5 protein-coding genes are annotated in these 22,444 nt (G+C 71.0%); all 5 read right to left on the minus strand.

Translation table 11 applies throughout. The annotated features are described in order from the left end of the window. Positions 1–5: 5 nt before the first annotated feature. Entirely contained in the window at positions 6–8,312 is an 8,307-nt protein-coding gene (locus tag ACTWQF_RS23025; RefSeq protein WP_443281546.1) for an SDR family NAD(P)-dependent oxidoreductase, read from the minus strand. A 603-nt stretch (positions 8,313–8,915) separates the two neighbouring features. Further along, entirely contained in the window at positions 8,916–10,037 is a 1,122-nt protein-coding gene (locus tag ACTWQF_RS23030) for a DUF6421 family protein (RefSeq protein WP_443281520.1), read from the minus strand. A gap of 289 nt (positions 10,038–10,326) precedes the next feature. Continuing rightward, positions 10,327–11,817, minus strand: a complete 1,491-nt coding sequence (locus ACTWQF_RS23035) for a tryptophan 7-halogenase (protein WP_443281521.1) — start codon at positions 11,815–11,817, stop codon at positions 10,327–10,329. Next, on the minus strand, positions 11,814–13,136 hold the full coding sequence (locus ACTWQF_RS23040) for a cation:proton antiporter (protein ID WP_443281522.1): 1,323 nt from the start codon (positions 13,134–13,136) through the stop codon (positions 11,814–11,816). Before ACTWQF_RS23040 ends, ACTWQF_RS23035 begins: the two co-directional genes overlap by 4 nt. Then, positions 13,133–22,435, minus strand: a complete 9,303-nt coding sequence (locus ACTWQF_RS23045; protein ID WP_443281547.1) for an amino acid adenylation domain-containing protein — start codon at positions 22,433–22,435, stop codon at positions 13,133–13,135. The genes ACTWQF_RS23040 and ACTWQF_RS23045 overlap by 4 nt, the downstream gene beginning before the upstream one ends. Positions 22,436–22,444 lie beyond the last annotated feature (9 nt).

The following is a 22,444-nucleotide window of genomic DNA, read 5'->3' on the forward strand; positions in this document are numbered from 1 at the left end:
TCATGTCAGGGCCTTCCCAGCTCATCGTCGATCAGGGCAAAGAGCTCGTCCGCGCTCGCCGCGGCGACCTCGTGGTCTCGGGCCGGCTCCGCCGCCTCCTCCTCGGGGCTCAGCGTCGCCAGCAGCTCCCACAGTCGGGTGGTGACGGCCGATCGCAGGTCGTCGTCGGCGACGGCGGTCACGCTCTCCTCCAGCCGGTCCAGCTCGGCGAGAAGTGGCCGCTCCACTGCCGGCTGCTCCGCTGCCGGCTGCTCCGTCGCCGGTTGTTCCGCGTCCGACGGCTCCGGGGCGAGCCCCTTCAGCAGGTGCCGCGCCAGGGCGGTGGGGCTGGGGTGGTCGAACGTCACGGTGGCGGTCAGCGTGAGCCCGGTGAGGGTGCTGAGCCGGTTGCGCAGTTCCAGCGCGGTCAGGGAGTCGAGGCCCAGGTCGGTGAAGCCTCGGTCGGGGGTCACGTCGGCAGGGCCGGAGCGGCCCAGTACGGCCGCGATCTCCGACTGCACCATCCGGCGCACCGTCAGCTCGCGGTCGTGGTCGGACATCGTCAGCAGCTTGTCGCGCAGCGGCTGTGCGCCCTCCTGTGCCCTGCCGCGGGGGGCCGGGGCCGGGGCAAGACCGCGGAGCATCGCGGGCTGCCCGGTGTCGGGGAGCCCGGACATGTCGAGCCAGGCGGGCACCAGGTGCGCCCGATCCGCGCCGAGCCCGAGGTCGAGCAGGGCCAGCCCCCCGACCGTGGGCAGCGGACGCAGCCCCATGCGCGCCATCCGCTCCCTGTCGGTGTCGGCCAGGCGGCCGGTCAGACCGGTGCTCTGCTCCCACAGGCCCCAGCCCAGTGAGACCGCGGGCAGCGCCTGGGCACGCCGGTGCTGCGCCAGCGCGTCGAGGAACGCGTTGCCGGCCGCGTAGTTGGCCTGCCCGGGCAGGCCGACCGTGGCCGAGACGGAGGAGAACAGCACAAACGCCGACAGCTCGACGTCACGGGTCAGTTCGTGCAGCTGCCAGGCCGCGTCCACCTTCGCCGACAACACGGCGTGCAGCCGCTCCGGCGTCAGCGAGAGCACCGCGCCGTCCTGCAGGGTCCCCGCCGCGTGCACCACGGCGCGCAGCGGCGCCGAGGCGGGCACGGACGCGAGGACGTCGGCCAGCGCGTCCCGGTCGGCCACGTCGCAGGCGGCCACCGAGACGGATGCGCCCGCCGCGGTCAACTCCGCCACGAGGTCGTCCGCACCGTCGGCGGCCGTACCGCTGCGACTGACCAGCAGCAGGTGGCGTACTCCGTGCCGGGCCACCAGGTGCCGCGCCGTCGTGGCGCCAAGTCCCCCGGTGCCGCCGGTGATCAGAACGGTGCCCTCGGGGTCGAGAAGCGGCCGGTCGGCGTCGGGTGCCGGGACCGAGCCGCGGGCGAGCCGGGGAACGAGGATCCGGCCCGAGTCCAGGGCGACCTGCGGCTCGCCGGTCGCCAGGGCGCGGCCCAGCTCGTCGGCCGTCGGCTCGTCGGCACCGTGGGAGTCCACCAGCACGATCCGGCCGGGGTGTTCGGTCTGGGCCGACCGCAGCAGGCCCCACACGGTGGCGGCGGCGAGGTCGATGTCGGCGTCCGGCTGCACGGCCACTGCCCGCCGGGTGACGACCACCAGCCGGGACGAGCCGTCAGGGTCCTGCTCCAGCCGGTTCTGGACATCCAACAGCACGGACTCGACGGTCTTGTGGACGGCCTCGGGCACATCCTCCGCACTAGGCGTGACCGGCATGACCGGCAGTACGGCGGTCGGGGCGTCCGGCCGGACGGGCTCGCCTGGGACGGTGACCTCGCGCCAGTCCACCTGGAAGAGCTTGGGGTCGACCCGCCGGGCGTCCAGCGGCCGCAGGGTGAGGGAGTCGACGGAGAGCACCCCGACCCCGCTGCCGTCGGTCACGGTCAGCGATGCCCGGTCCGCGCCGGCCGGGCTGATCCGGACCCGTAGCTGGGACGCGCCCGCCCGCGCCAGCCGCACCCCGGACCACGAGAACGGCACCATGGGAGCGGAACCGGAGCCCGCCTCCAGCACCAGTGGATGGAGCGCGGCGTCCACCAGCGCCGGGTGGACCTTGAACGGCCCCGCGTCGTCGCGCAGCGCGATGTCGACGAGGAGGTCGTCGCCGTGCCGCCACACCTGCCGCAGGTTCCGGAAGGTGGGCCCGTACTCCAGGCCGCGCGCTGCAAGCTCGTCGTACCAGCCCGTACGGTCCATCGGCACCGCTTTGGCGGGCGGCCACTCGGTCAGCACGACGCCCGTGCCCTCGGGCCCGTCCGCGCTCACCACTCCGGTGGCGTGGAGCTGCCATTCCTCGTCGGCGCCGCCGGGGACGCGGCCGTGAATGCGGACGGCGCGGTGGCCCGTGTCGTCCGGGGGTGCCGCCGTCAGCTGCACCTCGACCTCGTCCCGTTCCGGCACCACCAGCGGCGTGTGCAGGGTCAGCTCGTCCACCGCGCTGCCGACGCGCAGGGCCATCTCCAGCAATGCGGTCCCCGGCACCACGACCTGACCGAGCACGCGGTGGTCGGCCAGCCATGGCCGCGCGCGCAGCGACAGCCGTTCCGTGAGGACGGTGCCGCCGCCGTTCGCGAGTTCCACGGCGTCCCCCAGCAACGGCTTGTCGGCCGTGGCGTCCAGCCAGTAACGCTGATGCTGGAAGGCGTAGGTCGGCAACTCGACGAGGGACGCACCGGCACCGTCGAAAGCGCGGCCCCAGTCCACCGCGACCCCGCGCGTCCACACCTGCGCCACCGAGGTGAGGAACCGGTCAAGGCCCCCCTCGTCACGCCGCAGCGACCCCGAGACCATCGAAGCCGCGGCCTCTCCCACGCGGCCCTCCAGGCTCTCCTGGACACTCATGGAGAGCACCGGGTGGGAACTGACCTCGATGAAGGTGCCGTAGCCCTGCTCGGCCAGTGCCTCCACAGCCGACTGGAAGTGCACCGTCCGCCGCAGATTCCGATACCAGTAGCCCGCGTCCACCAGTCCCTCGCCCAGCCAGTCCTGTTCGACGGTCGAGAAGAACGGCACCTGAGCGGGCCGGGGACGCACGTCGGCCAGCACCCGCGCCAGTTCGTCCTCGATCCGCTCCACATGAGGGGTGTGGGAGGCGTAGTCAACCGGGACCTTGCGCGCCCGGACCCCGTCCGCCTCGCAGACGGAGAGCAGTTCATCCAGCGCCTGCGGCTCACCGGCGACCACCGTGGAGGTCGGACCGTTCAGCGCCGCCACCCAGAGGCGGCCCTCCCACTCCTCCAGCCGGGACTCCACCTCCGCCAGAGGCAGGGCCACGGACATCATCCCGCCGAACCCGGCCAGCCCCTTCGCGACCGCCTGCGAACGCAGCGCGACGACCCGCGCCGCGTCCTCCAGGGACAGCGCCCCGGCCACACAGGCGGCGGCGATCTCGCCCTGCGAGTGCCCCACCACGGCCGACGGCTCGACGCCGTACGAGTGCCACAGCGCCGCCAGCGACACCATCACCGCCCAGGACGCGGGCTGCACCACGTCCACCCGCTCCAGCGTCGGCTCGCCCGGCACCTGCCGCAGCACACTTTCCAGTTCCCAGTCCGTGAACTGCGCCAGTGCCTCGGCGCACTCGTGGAAGCGCTCGGCGAAAACCGGTGAGGCGTCCAGCAGTTCCACGGCCATGCCTGTCCACTGCGAGCCCTGCCCGGGAAAGACGAACACCACCGGGTGACCGGTCCGCCGGGCCGCTCCCTGGACGGTGCCCGGGGCTTCCGCACCCTGCACCAACGCGTCCAGCCCGGCCATCAGCGCTTCCCGACCCGCGGCCACGACGACGGCGCGGTGCTCCAGCTCGGCCCGCGACACCGCCGTCGACCAGCCGATATCCGCCGGGCGCAGCTCCACATCCGATGCTGCGTGTTCCACGTGACCCACGTATCGGCGCAGCCGGTCCGCCTGGCCCCGCAGCGCCGCCTCGGACTTGCCCGACAGCACCACCGGTACGGGGAGCGGAACGGCCGGATCCCCGGTCCCTTCCTGCTCGGCGTTCAAGGGCGGCTGCTCGAGGACGACGTGCGCGTTGGTGCCGCTGATCCCGAACGAGGACACCCCGGCCCGGCGCGGGCGTTCGGCCCGAGGCCACGGCCGCTGCTCGGTCAGCAGCTCCACCGCGCCCGCCGACCAGTCCACATGGCGCGACGGCTGCTGGACGTGCAGCGTCCGCGGCAGCACACCGTGCCGCAGGGCCATCACCATCTTGATCACGCCGGTCACGCCCGCCGCCGCTTGTGTGTGGCCGATGTTGGACTTCACCGACCCCAGCCACAGCGGCCGGTCGCGCTCCTGCCCGTACGTGGCCAGCAGCGCCTGCGCCTCGATGGGGTCACCGAGCGCGGTGCCCGTGCCGTGCGCCTCCACCGCGTCGACGTCCGCAGGGCTCAGGCCGGCACTGGCCAACGCGTCGCGGATGACCGACTGCTGTGACGGGCCGTTCGGGGCGCTCAGCCCGTTGGAGGCGCCGTCCTGGTTGATGGCGGAACCGCGCAGTACGGCCAGCACCCGGTGTCCGTTCGCCTGTGCGTCCGACAGCCGCTCCAGGACCAGCATGCCCACGCCCTCGGACCAGCCCGTGCCGTCGGCCGCGTCCGAGAACGCCTTGCACCGCCCGTCGGGCGACAACCCGCCCTGCCGCGAGAACTCCACGAACATTCCGGGTGTGGACATCACCGCCACACCGCCCGCCAGCGCCAGCGAGCACTCCCCCGACCGCAGCGACTGCGCCGCCAGATGCAGCGACACCAGCGACGACGAACACGCGGTGTCCACCGACACGGCCGGCCCCTCGAAACCGAAGGTGTAGGCGACACGGCCGGACGCCACACTGGGAGCTCCGCCGGTCAGGGCGTGGCCACCGAAGCTGTCGGACGTCTCGTGCAGCCGGGGCACATAGTCCTGGTCCGAGACTCCGGCGAAGACGGCCGTACGGCTCCCGCGCAGGGACGCGGGGTCGATCCCGGCCCGCTCCAGCGCCTCCCACGACACTTCCAGCAACTGCCGCTGCTGCGGGTCCATCGCCCGCGCCTCGCGCGGGCTGACCCGGAAGAAGTCGGCATCGAAATCCAGCGCGTTCGCCAGGAAGCCTCCCGTACGGACGTGCCCCGTGTCCGCCGACTCCAGGCTCCAGCCGCGGTCCTCGGGGAACGCCGAGATCGCGTCCCCGCCCTCGGCGACGAGCTGCCACAGCTCCTCGGGTGACGACACGCCGCCCGGCAGCCGGCAGCTCATGCCGACGATCGCGATGGCGTCGTCGTCCGAGGCGGCGTGTCCGGCGGCCCGGTGCCGGTCCTGGCGGTGCCCCGACAACGCGTCGTGGAGGTGCCGCACGAGGGCGGCGGGGGTGGGGTGGTCGAAGAGCAGCGTGGTCGGCAGCCGCAGGCCGGTGGCGCGGCTCAGCCGCCTGCTGATCTCCACCGCCGTGACGGAGTCGGAGCCGAGTTCCTTGAACGAGCGATCCGCCTGGACCGCGCCCGGGTCGACGTGCCCGAGGACGGCGGCCGTCTGTGAGCGGATCAGGGTCCACAGTTCCGGCTCCCCCGGGCCGGACGGCTCGGCGAGGGCTTCGGCAGCCGGAGCCGGTGCCGTTTGCGCAGGTGACTGCGGTGCCAGGTGCGCCGGTGGCTGCGGTGCCGGTGACTGCTCCAGCGGTACGGGCCCGGCCGCGCCCGCCCCGGCGATCCAATGGGGCTGTCGCTGGAAGGCGTAGGTGGGCAGTGCCACGGTCCGGGCGCCCATGCCCACGAAGGTGGGCCGCCAGTCCACCGCTACGCCCTGGACGTACAGCTCGGCCATGGACAGCAGCAACCGCCGCATGCCGCCCTCGCCGCGGCGCAGGGTACCTTGCACCACCGCGCCCGGGATGCTGCTCACCGTGTCCTGGACAGCCATGGTCAGCACCGGGTGCGGACTGGCCTCCACGAACACCCCGTGACCGTCCGCGGACAGCGCCCGGACCGTCTCCTCCAGCCGCACCCGCTCCCGCAGGTTCCGGTACCAGTACTCGGCGTCCAGCGCCTCCGCGGTCAGCCGGCTGCCGGTGACCGTGGAGTGGAACGCGATATCGGTGTCCCGGGCGGCGACGTGGCCCGCGGCCCGCAGAACGTCGTCGCGGATCTCCTCGACCTGCGGGGAGTGCGAGGCGTAGTCGATCGGGACCATCCGGGCGCGCACGCCCCTGGCCTCGCACTCGGCCACCATCTCCCGCACGACGTCGACCGGGCCCGACACGACGACCGCGTTCGGGCCGTTCACGGCGCCGATCGTGACGCGGGTCCGGTCGACATCCTCGACGGGCATCGCAAGCTGGGCCATCGCTCCACGCCCCGACAGCCGGGCAACGATGACCCGGCTGCGCTCGACCATCAGCCGCACGGCATCCTCGAGAGACACGATCCCCGCCGCACAGGCAGCGGTGATCTCCCCCTGGGAGTGGCCCACCACGGCGGACGGCAACAGCCCCACGGAGCGCCACACCTCAGCCAGCGACACCTGCACCGCGAACAGCGCGGGCTGCATCACATCCATACGCCGCAACGCGGCCTCGTCGTCGAGCACTTCCCGCAACGACCAGTCGACCAAGCCGTCCAGCAGCCGGGCGCACTCGTCCATCCGGGCGGCGAACACCGCCGAGGCCTCCCACAGTTCCCGCGCCATCCCGGCCCACTGCGGGCCCTGCCCTGGGAACATCCACACCACGCCCGAGGCGGGGCCCGTCACGCCCTCCACCACGTGCGGCGACGGTTCGCCCGCCGCCAATGCGGCCAGCCCCGCGCGGAGTTCGGCGCGATCCGTGGCGACGACGACACCGCGGTGCTCCAGCGCCGAGCGCGTCGTCACGGTCGCATATCCCACGTCCTTCGGGCGCAGTTCACTGTCGGCTTCCACCCGCTCCAGCAGTCGGCCCGCCTGGGCCCGCAGCGCCGCCTCGGTCCTGCCCGACACCACCACGGGCACCGGGACCGGCGCTGACGAGCCGTCCCTGGTGTCGCCGGGTACGGCGGACGCGGCGGGCGTCTCCTCCTCCGGCACGGCAGGGGCATCCGCAACCACCACGTGGCAGTTGGTGCCGCCCAGTCCGAAGGAGCTGACGCCTGCGAGCCGGGGGCCCTCGGGCCAGGAGCCGGTGGTGTCGTTCACCCGGAGCTTCAGCCGCTCCATCGGGATCGCCGGGTTGGGCTCGGCGTAGTTCAGGCTCGCCGGGAGGATGCCGTGTCCGAGGGACAGCGCGACCTTGATCAGTCCGACGACGCCTGCGGCACCGTCGAGGTGCCCGATGTTGGTCTTCACCGAACCGACGGCCAGGGGCTGCCCGTCCGGCCGTCCCTGGCCGAGCACCGAGCCGAGTGCTTCCGCCTCGACGGGGTCCCCCGCCTTGGTGCCGGTGCCGTGCAGCTCGACGTACCGCACCTGCCCCGGCTCCACCTCGGCACGGGCGCAGGCGTCACGCAGCAACTCCCGCTGCGCGTCGCCGTCGGGGACGGTGAGGCCCCCGCCGCCACCGTCGTTGTTCACCGCGCTGCCGAGCAGGACACAGTGCACCAGGTCGCCGTCGGCGACCGCGTCGGCCAGGCGCTTGAGGACGACGATGCCCCCGCCCTCGCCGCGGACGGTGCCGTTGGCGCGCGCGTCGAAGGTGTAACAGCGGCCGTCCGGCGACAGGGCACCGGCCCGGGCGAAGGCGAGCGTGCTGTCAGGCGTCAGATTCAGATGGACACCACCAGCCAGCGCCAGCCCGGTGGCGCCGGACAGCAGGCTCTCGCACGCCATGTGCACGGCGACCAGCGAAGAGGACTGCGCCGCGTCGACGGTGAGGCTCGGCCCCCGCAGGCCGAGGTGGTACGAGATCCGGTTGGCGATCACGCCCCGGCTCAGTCCGGCCAGCGAGTGGTGGGACACGGCGTCGCCGCCGTACCGGTGGACGAGCGCGGCGTAGTCGTCACCGGTGGCGCCGAGGAACACCGCGGCGGAGCCGCCGCGCAGGGTCTCCGGCACCACGTCGGCGTGCTCCAGCGCAATCCAGCTCAGCTCCAGGGCAAGCCGCTGCCGCGGGTCCATCGCCGCGGCCTCGCGGGGCGAGATACCGAAGAACCCGGGGTCGAAGTCAGCGATCCCGTCGAGGAATCCACCGCGCCTCAGCCCTGCCGGACCGAGGTCCTCCGGAACACCGCCGAGGTCCCACCGCCCCTCGGGGACGTCGTCGATCGCGTCGACGCCGTCACGCAGCAGCCGCCAGAAGGCGTCGATGTCGTCGGCCCCGGGAACGCGGCAGGACATGCCGACGACGGCGATCGCGCTGTCGGCCGGTGGGCATGACGTGTTCGTGTCCCGGTGCTTCCGCTCCGGATGCTCCTGTCGCACGTGGCTCCTCATGCGCACTCGCGCGTACACGCCCGGTCCGGGCCGGTGCCGGCGTCCCCCGGGATCGTCCCTGGACGCACGCGCACCGTCCCCGTGCGGCACGGGCCCCGGCAGCCGCGCCGCCGAATCCCGGACCAGGCCGGTGAAGGGTTGTTCCTTGCCTTCGCGTAAACGGATTCGTGTAACGGAAAAGGGTTGTCACCCGGGACAGGTCACGGGAAATTCCAGGACCTTCCGGGGAAAGAACAACAACGGTATTGCACCGTCAGGATCGGGGAGCATCACCGCTACGCCCGCAAAAAGTCACTGTGTTTCACCACGCCCCCGTTGTGCCGGGCCGCGAATTTCACGGCCACGGACCCCCAGAGGAGCCTCCCCATGGCTCCCGACGACCCCCCTGGCAGTCGACGTCGATCATATCGGAAGTGCCCAACTGAAAGCAATGAAAGGTGAGTTGTGACCTAATTCATCACCAGCAGCGGCGAGCACGCCTTCGCCCCGGCAACCCCCTGCCGGCTGTCAGACGCCCAGCCGCTCCTTTATCTCGGCGAAGAACGGGATGTGGCGGTAGTCCTTCGCGTCCGGGTCGTAGTCCGTGTACTGGTTGGTGAATTCCAGCAGCTTCTTCTGGACCTCTTCGACGGGCGTGGTGTGGATCTGCTCCTCGATCCGCTCGATCTCACCGAGGAACTGCGCCAGGACCGCGGGAAGCTCCGGGTGCAGCCGGATCGATCCTCCGGTCAGCTCGATTCCGCCGTGCTGGGACAGGTAGTTGAAGAGGAGTTGCGACGCGACGGCGTCATAGTTGGGGCGCGGAATCCCCTCCACCGCGTAGCGGAGCAGCCGCTCGGAGAGGATGTACTCGTACGCCAGCTGCGCCTCGCGGGCCGGCAGTTCCCGGTCGTTCAGGCATACCAGCATCGCGGAGACATCGACGCGCAGCTCCTCCAGCCCGGCGAGCGGCTTCCGCTTCTTGTACGGGAGGAAATCCGGGATGGGCATGTCCCCGTGCCGGTGGTGGAATTCGTGCAGTCGCACCCACCACGAGGACGCCTGCTCGACCGTGACGTCATCGACGCCCCTCAGGTGAGGGAAGCTGTCCTCGGCCATCACCGCGTCGATCATCTTCCGGGTGATGCGGTTGTGCCGCTCGACGAACTTGTTGATGAAGTAGAAGATCAGGTCGTCGCCTTGCTGGACGCCGTCGATGTGGTTCTCCGGGAAGAGCGCCACCACGACGCGCGACGTGAACCCCTTCGAGCTGGCCGTGATGTTCACCGGCATGGTGTTGCTGGCGTACCGGGTGGCCAGATGCGGGTTCGTCGGCAGTGTCTCGTACGTCAGGTACTCCAGCGACAGGGAGGGGAAGTACGAGGCGTCGAAGAGGGAGAATATGTGGTGGTCGCGCTCTTCGCTGATATGTGCCTTGACGGTTGCGAGGCGGGGCTCGGCCGAGAAGTTCCGGAGATCCTCGACCAGTGCCTTGGCCGCGGGCTGCTGCCCCAGGTTCGGCGCATCGGATATGCGCTGCGCCAGCTTGTCCAGAAAGCCCTGGTCACGGAATGCGTCGCGGGATCCCTTGACTTCCTCGCGAAGTTCGTCGACTTCGCGGATCACCTCGGCTGTCGTGCTGTTCGACATGGTGCACCTCCTTTTCGGACATGGACACGTACTTACTTCGCCGGGCCGCCTTTGGGCTTGTCCGGCGGATCTTGCGTACCCGGCATGGGGGACGCGCTCCGTAAGGGGCGCGGGGAACTGCTCCCCCTGGGGGCACCTCCCAGCGGTAGCTGGGGGACCCCGGCCGGGAGGTGCCTCCACCAGCCACGACGCGCGGGAAGCCCGCAAGCGTCCGCCAGGGGCACCCCTCACCGGCACAACGGAGAGGCGGGCCAAGATCCGCGGACGCGCCCTCGGCCCGGGCCGTTCCTCAGCCTGCCGGGGCGTGGACCCAGGACATCCCGTCGGGCGAGGGGATCAGCCCCCCCTCGAACAGCGATGTCTCCTCTTCCGCGTCCTCACCCAGCGAGGCGTGCATCTGCACCTTGGAGCTCTCGGTCATGGCCTCCCGCACGACGGACGAACCCAGCAACGGGGCCCAGTTGTCGTTGTCGCCGTCGGCGATGGTCTCGACGGCGGAGGCGAACTCCTCGTTCTGCGCGCTCAGTCGCTGCGCCAGCGCTTCCCCGTCGCGGAGTGCCGTCTCCCCCGAGGAGACGCCGCCCACCAGATCGACGAACGACTCCATCTCGGAATGGCTGTTCTTGGTGAGCTTCTTGGCCTCCCAGAAGTAGGAGCCCTCCACCTGATGCATGTCGTAGAAGGACATCAGGAATTCGTAGAACACGCTGTACTCACGGCGGTAGCGCATCTCGAACTCCTTCATGGCCGCCTCTTCCTCGACCGCGCCGGCCAGCGTGCTGTTGATGGACCGGGCAGCGAGCAGCGCGCTGTAGGTGGCCAGGTGCACTCCGGAGGAGAAGACCGGGTCGACGAAGCATGCGGCGTCGCCGACGAGCATCATTCCCGGCCGCCAGAAGGCGGTGTGGTGGTACGAGTAGTCCTTGCGGACGCGGATCTCGCCGTACTGCCCCTCGGTGACCCGCCGGGCCGGAGCAAGGTACTCGGAAATCATCGGGCATTCGTCGATCAGCGCCTGGAGGGCCTTCTCCGGGTCGCCCTGCACCTTCTCCGCCATCTCCCGGCGGACCACGGCCCCGACGCTGGTGAGGGTGTCGCTCAACGGGATGTACCAGAACCAGCCGCTGTCGAAGGCCACGCACAGGATGTTGTTACGGCTCGGCTCCGGCATCCGCTTGCCGCCCTCGAAGTAGCCGAACAGCGCCAGGTTGCGGAAGAAGTCCGAGTACTCCCTCCGGCCGCCGACCCGCTGGTTGAGCCGGCTCTTGTTGCCGGAAGCATCCGCCACGAACCTGGCCGACACCTCCCGCTGCTCGCCCTTCTCGTCGGTGTACCGCACGCCGGTGACCCGGTCGCCCTCTTCCAGCACCTCCGAGACCGCGCAGCCCTCACGCACCACGGCACCGACCCGGCGGGCGTTGTCCAGCAGGATCTTGTCGAACTTGGACCGCTCGACCTGGTACGCGGTCGAGGTCGGGCCCGCCATGTTCGGAGAAACCGAGAAGGAGAACTGCCACGGCTCCGGGTTGGCGCCCCAGCGGAACGTGCCGCCCTTCTTGATCGGGAAACCGGCCTTGGCGAGTTCGTCCGCGGCGCCGGTCATCCGGCATATCCCGTGGATGGTGGACGGCAGCAGGGACTCCCCGATCTGGTAGCGGGGAAAGACCTCCTTCTCCAGGAGAAGGACCGAGTGCCCCTGCTTGGCCACCAGTGCGGCCAGCGTCGAACCACCGGGACCGCCGCCGACGACTACGACATCAAATGCTTCGGTTTTGCTCATTCTGTCTCCTGTTTCATCGCCGTCGGCATCGACGGTTCGGTCTGTGCAGAGGTGGTTTCGGAAGGTTCGGAATGCTTCGTGGGGTCCTCCGGCCGCCGGCCCGCGTCACTGTTCGTGCCGACCAGCTGGAGCAACGGACCCGTCATGAAGGTGGTGACCAGCGCCATGAGGACGAGCACGACGTACAGGTCCTGGCCGATGAGACCGGCGGACCGGCCGACGTCCAGCACGATCAGTTCGGTGAGCCCCCGGGTGTTCACCATGACGGCGACCAGCCCCGACTGGCGGGCGTCCAGACCGCCCAGCCGGGCAGCCCCGTAGGCGGGGACGGCCTTCCCGGCGATCGCCACCAGCAGGATCAGGCCCAGCAGGCCGAAGCCGTCCGCGCCCAGGTTGCCGATGTCGACGGACAGCCCGGTGGTGACGAAGAACAGCGGCAGCAGCATGTCCGAGGTCTGTTCCATCGGCCGCAGGATGTCGGCGTTCGGCGCGCCGTCACGCCGCGGCATGGCCAGCCCCGCGAGGAACCCGCCGAAGACGGCGTGCAGTCCGAGCGACTCGGTGACCCACGCGCTGCCCAGGGCGAGGACGAGCGCCACCGGCACCGGGTTGCTCAGCAGCGTGGCCGGACGCTCCAGCCACCAGCGCAGCGCGGGCCGGGCCACGCCGAGAAGGAACGCGGTGAAGGCCGCCAGCAGCGCCAGGGCGACCGGCCAGGACCAGCGGGTCGCCTGCCCGGAGTCGCTCAGCACCGCCGCCAGCACCAGCCAGGCCGCCACATCCATGAACCCGGCCGCCGCGATCGACACCGTTCCCGCGGGGGTACCGGCCGCGCCGCGCTCCCGCACGATGGCCGCCAGCACCGGCAGCGCGGTGATCGAGACCGCCACTGCCACGAACAACACGAACGAACGCTGGTCCGCGTGCCCCGGGTCCACTGCCGAGAACACCCCGCCGCCCAGCGAGACGGCTCCGACCGCCAGCGCCATCGGCACCAGCAGTCCCACCACCGCGACGCTCACGGCGGTGCGGCCCGCCCGGAAGGTGCGGAAGTCGATCTCGTACCCCGCGACGAACATGAACAGGACGATCGCGATCTGGGAGAGCACCGACAGGAACGGCCGCGCCTCATCGGGGAACAGATATCCGGACGGGTCGCCCGGGAGCCGGCCCAGCAGGGTCGGCCCCAGGGCGATGCCCGCGAGGATCTGGCCGATCACGGTGGGCTGCCCGAGGCGCCGGGCGAGGCCACCGAACAGCCAGGACACCAGCACGACGAGAGCCACGTCCCCGAGCACCGTGGCCACGAGATGGCTCACGCCGACTCCACGGTGTCGGTGATCAGCCCGGCCAGCTCCGCGTCCGGGTGCTGAACGATCCGCTCCAGCAGGCGCACATAGCTGCGCGCCAGACGGTCAGCGGTGCCCCTCGCGAACAGATCGGTGCTGTACTCCAGGTGGCCGTCCAGCCCGGAGTCCGTCTCGTGCAGCGCCAGGCTCAGATCGAACTTCGCCGTACCGGCGCCGTTGGCCACGGGCTCCGCCTCCAGGCCGTCGACACCGCCTGCGTCCTTCGCGTCCGGGTCGGGTGCCCCCGCGGATCCCGCGCCGCCGGGCGAGAGGGCCGGCACCAGGTTGAACATCACCTGGAACACCGGGGAGCAGGCGGGATCGGGCTGCGGCACCAGGGTGCGGGCGAGATCGGCGAAGGGCAGATCCTTGTGTGCCTGTGCCTCCGCCACCACCTCCCTGGCCTGGCCCAGCAGCTCGGTGAAGGCCCGCTGCCGGGTCACCTCCAGGCGCATCACGAGCCTGTTCACGAAGTACCCGACGAGCTCGTCCAGCTCGGCGGCCGGACGGTTGGTCACCGGGGAGCCGATCGCCAGCTCACGGTCGTCGGTGCGGCTGCTGAGCAGTACGGCGTAGGCCGCCAGCATCGTCATGTACAGCGAGGCGCCGTGGTCCGCGCTGAGCTTCCGCAACCGCTCCACCAGGTCGGCCGGAACGGAGAACTCCACCGCCGCGCCCTGGTAGGTCTTCATCGGACAGCGCGGGTAGTCGGTACGGAGCGACAGGCATCCGGGCAGCCCGGCGAGCTGCCCCCGCCAGTAGTCGCGCTGCCGGTCGAGCTCCGCCGCGTCCACCGTACGGCTCTGCCAGCGGGCGAAATCGGCGTACTGGAGCGGCAGCGGCGCGAAGACCGGCTCGCGTCCGGAGTGCAACTCTCGGTAGGCCACCAGCAGTTCCCGCAGCACGATGCCCGTCGACCAGCCGTCGAAGACGCCCCAGGGCCGAGTGAGGACCAGGACGTGCTCCTCCTCCGCGAGGGCCAGCAGATGAGCCCGGAGCAGGTGCCGGTCCTCCGGCGCGAACGGACGCAGCCGTTCCGCCCGTAGCCACTCGGTGAGCGCGGCCTCGTCGCCCCTCCCCGACTCAGGGACCTCCAGGACAGGCACTTCGAAGCCGTCGGCGCCGTTCACACGCTGGACGACGGTCCCTTCGCGGCGCACGTAGCCCGTACGCAGGATCGCGTGGCGTTCCACCAGTGCGCGCACGGCCCCGGTGCAGGCGTCACGGTCCAGCGGACCCCGCAGCCGCAGCGCGAGCTGGACGTTGTCGTACGCGGCACCCAGGTGGGCGGGCGTACGCAGGAACCACAGGTCCTGCTGCGCGGTGGACAGCGGCGCCTCCGCGCCCTCGGCAGCGGGTGCGGCAGGCACAAGCTCCGCACGTGGCCGCGTGTCCAGCTCCTTCTCAAGAGCCCCGGCCATTTCTTCCATGGTGGCGGCCGTGAGAATGAGCTGGAGCGGCAGATCGATGCCCGTCTCCTTCTTGACCCGCAGGTTGAGGCGCGTGGCCAGCAACGAGTGGCCGCCCAGGTTGAAGAAGTTGTCCTGGAGACCGACCCGGTCGAGGTCCAGGACAGCGCCGACGATCCGGCACAGGGTGCGCTGGGCCTCGGTACGGGGTGCGACGTACACCTCCTTGGCCACGTCCTCCTCGTCGGGCGCGGGCAGCGCCCGCTTGTCGACCTTGCCCTGCGAGGTGACCGGCAGCTCCTCCAGCACCACGAAGGCACCGGGGACCATGTGGTCCGGCAGTCGCTCGGACAGATGGTCCCGCAGCTCCCGGACCAGGGCCGACCCCAGTCGGTCGACCTGCGGCGCGTTCGCGAGGCGCAGGGCCCGGTACGGGGAGCGCGCCCGCACCCGGGGCGCCTCGCCCCGGCCCAGGACCAGGTCCAGGCCGTCCAGCCGGTCCTGCGACCAGGTTGCCGACACCTCGTACCCGAGCTCCTCGGCGTGCCGCAGCACCGCCTCCAGTTCCCGGATCTCTTCCTGTGCCCGCATGGACAGCCGGGAGCCACCAGGAAGCGGCTCCACCTGGCGGGACGGTGCCCAGCGGGTCAACGAGGTGCAGACGCGCACATCGTCCGCGACGCGCTGGTTGGTCAACCCGGTGACGCCGAACAGGTCCGGAGCACCGGCGTCCAGCAGGGCACGCAGTTCGGCCGGAGTGGTGGCCTCCAGCCAGGGGTGTTCGGCCACCGGCGCTGCGGTGCCCTTGGTCAGCACCACGTCGTAGCGGTAGGCGAGCATCTCGTTGTCGCCGACTCCCCGCTTGACCCTGATGTCGACGGCGCCCAGTTCCTCGAAGCGCTCCTGGAGCCGTGTGAAGTACGTGGGGCTGACCAGGAGTTCGGTCTCCTGCCGACGTCGGCGCTGCACCTGCGCGTTCAGTGCACCCGCCGTGCTGGGAACGCCGGAGCGGCTGCGCTCGATGGCGGACACGTGAGCGGAGAACAGGTCGAGGTTGCGGATGTCGCCCAGCAGGATGTGGCCGCCCTCCTCGACCAGGGGCAGGATCCGCGCGATGACCTCGTCCAGATAGTGGCGGCTGGGGAAGTACTGCGCCACGGAGTTGAGCACGACCACGTCGAAGGCTGCCTCGTCCGTGCCCGCGCCCAGCTCGGCCACCGACAGGGCATCGCCCTGCCGCAGCGTGACGTGGGACCAGCCGCGGCGCTCCGCACCCCGTCGTACGTCGTCCAGGGCTGAGGGAGAGATGTCGATGCCGTGCACCGCCTCACAGCTCTCCGCGTAACGGAAGAGGAGCAGCCCGGTGCCACAGCCGATCTCCAGCAGCCGCTTCGGCCGGAGCCGGCGGATGCTGTCGACGGTGCCGTCGATCCACTCGCGCATCTCCGGCTCGGGGACGGGCTCCCCCGTGTAACTGCTCTCCCAGCCGGCCAGATTCAGGTCATCTGGAACGGCCTCGTCGTCCCCGCTGCGTGAGTACTGGTCCTCGAAGAGCCGCTCCCACTGGTTCAGATGCTCGGCGGTCTGCTCCTGGGCAGCCGCCTCCAGCCACTCCTCCGCGGGGCGCACATAGGCGCTGAGGCCGTGGACCTCCCCCGATGTCTGCGGCACCACCACGGCGCTGTGCACCGAGGGGTGGGCGTGCAGCACCGTCTCGATCTCGCCGGGTTCGACCCGGAAGCCCCGCACCTTGACCTGGTCGTCCACCCGGCCGCGGAACTCCAAGGTGCCGTCGGGCAGCCTGCGCACCAGGTCGCCGGTGCGGTACAGCCGGGCGCCCTGGCCCTCGCCGAAGGGGTCGCGCACGAACCGCTCGGCCGTCGTCTCCGGGTCGTCGAGGTAGCCGCGGGCCACTCCGGCACCGCCCAGGCACAGCTCGCCGATCACCCCGTCGGGCACGAGCCGCAGATGCTCATCGGTCACATAGGCGGTGGTGTGCGGGACGGGCCGGCCGATGGGCACCCGGGCGTCCTCGGCGATGTCCCGCGGGATCTCGTGGTAGGTGGAGGCGATGCTGTTCTCGGTGGGGCCGTATCCGTTGACGACGGTCAGGCCGGGCTGTGCCGCGTACAGTCGGCGGACGTCCCGGGCCGAGAAGGTGTCGCCCACCACCGCCAGGCAGCGCAGCGGCAGTTCACGGCCGGCCGCGGATTCCACGAACGCCGGGAGGAAAGCGGCCGACAGCAGCATGGTGTCCACGCCGGTGCGTACGACGCTGTCCAGTACCCGCGCGGGGTCCTTGGAGTCACCGTCGTGCAGCACCAGGAGGCCGCCGGAGAGCAGCGGGGTGAGCACCTCCTGGGAGCCGGCGTCGAAGGAGATCGAGGAGTGGTGCAGCACCACCGTGTCCTCGTCGGCGGCGAAGTAGTCGGGGTTGCGCACGAGCCGGACCACACCACGCTGCTCGACCAGCACGCCCTTGGGCCGACCGGTGGAGCCTGACGTGAAGATGGCATAGGCGAGGTGGTCCGGCGTCAGGCCCAGGCCGACGCGGGAGATGTTGTGCTCGGGCATGCTCTCCAGCACCTGTGCCCGGTCGGCGGCGCGCTCGCCGGTGTCGAGGTGCAGCACCTCGGCCACCCCGGCGACCTGAGCGAACAGCGCGTCCGGCAGCCGGGACTGTCCCAGCACCACGCGCACCCCGGAGCTCTCCAGGAGGCTGCGGATCCGCTGTTCGGGATAGTCGGGGTCGATCGGGACGTAGGCTCCGCCCGCCTTGAGGATGCCCAGCAGTCCGACGACCAGCTCAGGCGTACGGTCGGCGCACAGTCCGACGAGGACGTCGGGGCCGACCCCTGCGCCGCGCAACTGGTGGGCCACCTGGTTCGCACGGGCGTTGAGCTGGGCGTAGGTCAGTCGCCGCTCGCCGTGCCGTACGGCGACCGCGTCGGGCCGCCGGGCCGCCTGCTCCTCGAACAGCTCGGCAAGGCAGGAGTCCTGCGGGTACGCGGGACGCTCGCCCCGCGCTGTGGCCAGCAGCCGCTGCCGCTCCGCCGGGGGCAGCACGTCGATGTCGAGGGCCCGGGTACTGCGCCCGTCATCGGCGGCGAGTGCCTCGACGATGCCGTCGAGCGCGGTCTCCACGTACGTCAGCAGCGTCTCGGGTTCCACCGCGTCCTCGACCTGGACGGTCAGGGACAGCTCGTCGCCGATGTCGTCGAGCGACATACCCATGGGGTAGTTGGTGCGGTCCATCACGCTCAGCCAACCGATCCCCTGCGCCTCCAGAGAGGGAGCGGAGACCTCTTCGTGCCCCGGCTCGAAGTGCCGGAAGTTGATCGCGGCGCTGAACAGCGGGGTATCGCTGTCCAGCCCGCTGCACCGCTGGGCCAGACTCAGCGAGGACTGCTCGCGGGCGATCAGCTCGCGCAGCCCGGAGGCGACCTCGTCGACGAGATCGCGGACGGTCCGGCCGGCCAGCTTCACCCGCAGCGGGAGGGTGTTGATGAAGTTGCCCAGCATCCGCTCCACGCCGGGCACCCCTTGCAGACGGCCCGACATCACAGTGCCGAACACCACGTCGTCGCGTCCGCTGCTGGCGGCCACGACACGGGCGCAGGCGGCGTGGAAGAGCCACGCCGGGCTGAGACCGAGCCGCCCGGCCTCGGCCCGCAGCCGCCCGGTGAGGTCGGCGGACAGCGAACGGCGCGGCTTGTGCGTGCGCCGCCCGTCACCGTGCACATCGCTCAGGCCGAACGGCACCGTCGGCTCGGTGACATCGCCGAGAGCGGTGCGGAAGTACTCCTCCGCGTCGCCCGTGCGCAACTGGTGCAGGGTGTGGGCGACGAAGTCGCGGTACGGCGCGGGCGGGGCGAGCAGGTCGGCACGCCCGGCCATGAGCGTCGCCAGTTCGTCGAAGATCAGGCGCAGCGAGGTGGCGTCCTCGATGAGGTGATGGAAGGTCACCAGCAGGAACCGGCGCTGCGAGCCGGGTTCCGGAGCGATACGGAGCTGCATCATCGGCGCCCGGTCCGGCAGCAGCGGAGGAGGGCTGTGCAGCAGTGCCTTGACCTGCTCCTCGGCCTCCCCGCCTGCCGCACTCTCGTCCCCGGCGAGGCGTATGTGCTCGACGGGCAGCCGAACCGAGCGGTAGACCACCTGCACCGGCTCCGGCAGCCCCGCGGTGAGCACCGCCGTACGCATCACGTCGTGCCGGTCGATCACGCCCTGAAGGGCTTCGGTGAACGCGGTGCACGCCGCCTCGTCCTCCGCGGTGAACGCCGCGGACATCACGTAGGGGTCGTTCTCCGGGTCCATCAGGTGGTGGAAGAGGATGCCGTCCTGCGAGGGAACCAGCGGATAGATGTCGGCGATGTTGGACGCGCCACCGGGGACGCGGTCCGCGATGGCGTCGAGGTGTTCCTGGCCGAGCCGGACCAGGGGCAGCAGCTCGGGTGTGAGCCGGTCACATCCCTCGGGGATGACGTTCGGCGGCACGGTGTAGCGGACGGCGCTCCCCCCGTCGGCCGCTCCCGACGCGGCGGACCCGTCGGCGCCGGTGTTCTCGTCGATGCGCGCCGCCAGAGCCGCCAGGGTGGGGGCGCTGAACGTGTCGCGCACGGTGAGGTGCAGACCGGCGTCCTGCAGCCGGGCCACCAGGACGGTGATGAGCAGCGAATGGCCGCCCAGCGTGAAGAAGTTGTCGTCCGCGCTGATCTGCTCGCGCTCGAAGCCGAGCAGTTCCGCCCACACCGCCGCCAGCGTCTGCTCCGTGCTGGTGGAGGGCGCGACGTACGCCCGCTCCTCCCGCTCCGCGTAGGCGTCGATGTCAGGTGCGGGGAGCGCGGCGCGGTCGAGCTTGCCGTTGGTGGTCAGCGGCAGGCTCGGCAGGAACACATAGGCACCGGGAAGCATGTACTCGGGCAGGACACGCCGCGCGAGCTGGTCCAGTTCGGTACGCAGCTCGGGGGGCGCCTGGCCGGCCGCGGGTACCACGTAGGCCACGAGCTGCCGGTTGCCGGGCCGGTCCTCGCGGACCACGACGGCGCACGAGCGGACCTCGGGGTGCTCGTCGAGACGGACGGAGATCTCGCCGAGTTCGATGCGGTGACCCCGGATCTTGACCTGGTCGTCGTTGCGTCCGTAGTACTCCAGCGAACCGTCCGCCAGCAGGCGGCCCAGGTCTCCTGTGCGGTACATCCGGGCACCCGGCACGCCCCGGAACGGATCGTCCAGGAAGCGCTCCCCGGTCAGCTCCGGCCGGTTCAGATACCCACGCGCCACACCTGCGCCGCCCACATACATCTCGCCCACAGCGCCGGTCGGCACGGGATTCCCGTGCGCGTCCAGGACGTACACGCTCAGGTCCGGCAACGGGCCGCCGATCGGGCTGACCACGCGAGCAGTGTCGGCCTCGGTCAGCGCGCGGTAGGTGACGTGCACCGTCGTCTCGGTGATCCCGTACATGTTCACCAGCTCGGACCCGGCGTTGACCGGCCGCGCGAACCAGGGCCGCAACGCCGCGGTGTCCAGCGCCTCACCGCCGAAGACCACTGTCCGCAGCCGGTGCGGAGCGCCGTCCTCGCCCTGCGCCGCGATCAGCTGGCCGAAGGCGCTCGGCGTCTGGTTCAGGACGGTGACGCCTTCGTCGCACAGCAGCGTGTAGAAGTCCCGCGGACTGCGCGTCACCTCCTGGGGGACCACCACCAGGCTGCCGCCGTGCAGCAGCGCCCCCCACATCTCCCACACAGAGAAGTCGAACGCGAAGGAGTGGAACAGCGTCCACACATCCCCCGGACCGAACTCGAACCACTCCCGCGTCGTGGTGAACAGCCGGGAGACGTTGCGGTGCTCGACCATCACGCCCTTGGGCAGACCCGTCGACCCCGACGTGTAAATCACGTACGCCAGGTTCGACGGGAAGGCACCATCCACCGGCTCCAGATCGTCGGCCGGCAGCCAGTCCCAGCGGTCGCGCACGTCCACCACTGCGGCCCGGCCGACGTCCAGGCCCTCGGGCACGCCGCCATCCACCAGCACCACCTTCGGGGCGCTGTCCGTCAGCACATGGTGCAGCCGCTCCGGCGGCGCCGCCGGGTCCAGCGGTACGTACGCGCCACCGGCCTTCAGCGCCGCCAGCGCGCACACCACAAGCCACTCGCTCCGCGGCAGGCACAGCGCCACCAGCGACTCGCGGCCCACGCCCCGGGTCCGCAGGAAACGGGCCACCTGGTTCGCCCGCGCGTTCAGCTCCCCGTAGGTCAGCGAACGGTCCTCGCACCGCACCGCAACGGCGTCGGGCGCCGCACGCACCATCTCCTCGAACCACTCGTGCAGGCACCGCTCCGACGACTTCGCGTCCCCGGCCAGTGCCTTCCACTCCTCCGCCCGGCGGCTGAGCTCGGCGCTGTCCACCAGCTCCAGCCGGGATATGCGTTCCTGCGGCGCCTCGGCGATGGAGGCGAGGAGAGTGGTGAAGTGACGTATGAAGCGCTGGACGGTCTCCCTGTCGAACAGCGCTGTGCTGTACTCCACGGCACCGGCCAGTCCGTCCGGGGTCTCCCGCAGGTCCAGGGTGAGGTCGAACTTGCTGATGTTGAAGTCGACCTCGACAGAGGTCACCTCCAGCCCGCCCAGGGTGAGCTTCGGCTCCGCCTGTTCCTCCTGAAGCACGAGCACCGTCTGGAACACCGGCGAGTGGCTGAGGCTGCGGTCCGCCTGCAGCGCTTCCACCACGGCCTCGAAGGGCACGTCCTGGTGGTCGTAGCCCTCCAGCGCGGTCTGCTTCACCCGGGCCAGCAGTTCGGCGAAGGCCGGGTCGCCGGACAGGTCGTTACGCATCACCAGGGTGTTGGCGAAAAGGCCGATCAGCCCCTCCACCTCGGCCCGGCTGCGGTTGGCCACGATGGTGCCGACGGCGATGTCGGTCTGCTGCGTGTAGCGGTGCAGTACGACGGAGTAGGCGGCCAGCAGCGTCATGTACAGAGTGGCGTCGTGCTGCTCGCCGAGCTTCCGGAGCCGCCCGAGGAGTTCCGGGGAGCACCGGAAGAACTCCCGGGTGCCCTCGTGGTCGCGCACTGCCGGGCGCGGCCGGTCCGCCGGCAGGGTCAGCCCCGGGTCGACGCCGTCGAGCTGCTTCTTCCAGTACTCGATCTGTCGCGTCTGCACCTCGCCGGCCAGCCACTGACGCTGCCAGTGCGCGAAATCGGCGTACTGCACGGGCAGCGCCTCCAGGGCGGCTTCACGCTCCTGGCGGTGCGCCTCGTACAGCTCGGTGACCTCGCGGAAGAACACGCCGACCGACCAGCCGTCCGACACGATGTGGTGCATCGTCACCATCAGGACGTGCTCGGTCTCGCTCTGCCGCAGCAGCAGCGCCCGGATCAGCGTGTCGTGCGCCAGGTCGAAGGGGGTGAGCATCTCCTGCTGGCAGGTCCGGACGACGGCCGCCGGGTCGTCGAGATCCCGCTCACGCACCGTGAAGTCGGCGCCGTCGTCGATGATCTGGTGCGGGACGCCGTCGCGGTCCTCGAAGCGGGTACGCAGCGCCTCGTGCCGCAGCACGAGTTCTGTCAGCGCACGACGCAGCGCGGCGCCGTCGAGCTTCCCGTGCAGCCGCAGCGCCATCGGGACGTTGTAGTGGGCGCTGGTGTCCTCGAGCTGGGCCAGGAACCACAGCCGCTGCTGGGCGAAGGACAACGTCAGCAGTTGGTCCTCGGACCGGGGCAGGCGAGGAATGAGATCCAGCGCGGACACGTCGACACCCTGCTTGCGCAACAGCGCGATCACGGCGCGCTGCCGCTTGAAGGGCATGGACTGAATCTTGCGGATCAGCTCCTGCCCGCTCTCCTCTTGCGGCATGCTCATATT

The sequence above is a fragment of the Streptomyces sp. 8N114 genome (assembly GCF_052245835.1).
Taxonomy (GTDB): Bacteria; Actinomycetota; Actinomycetes; order Streptomycetales; family Streptomycetaceae; genus Streptomyces.